Source organism: Pseudomonas sp. SIMBA_067, assembly GCF_046534675.1.
Classification (GTDB): Bacteria; Pseudomonadota; Gammaproteobacteria; order Pseudomonadales; family Pseudomonadaceae; genus Aquipseudomonas; species Aquipseudomonas putida.
The window spans coordinates 1-231 of sequence record NZ_JAWRYH010001476.1 but is presented as its reverse complement, the minus strand read 5'-3'; the positions used below and the strand labels follow the sequence as shown (position 1 = coordinate 231).

General features: G+C 68.4%; 1 protein-coding gene. It reads left to right on the top strand.

All coding sequences use genetic code 11. The features are described 5' to 3' along the window. Positions 1-50 precede the first annotated feature (50 nt). Positions 51-231, top strand: a 181-nt coding sequence (locus SB765_RS34335; protein WP_410933118.1) for an autotransporter-associated beta strand repeat-containing protein, incomplete at its 3' end; no start/stop codon positions are given.

Below are 231 nucleotides of genomic sequence, written 5' to 3'. Positions count from 1 at the left end.
ACCACGGCAGCGAAGCGCTAAACACGGGCGATATTTCGGGCACGGGCACGGTGATCCAGACCGGCGCCGGCGTGCAGGTGCTTGGTGGCGGCAATAGCTACAGTGGCGATACGGCGATCCGGGCTGGCACTTTGCGGTTCGGCAATGGCACGGCGGCCGTCAGTACGCTCGCCGGCGGGATCGATGTGGCCGATGGCGCCACGTTGTCGGTGCACGCGCCCGCGACCGTCG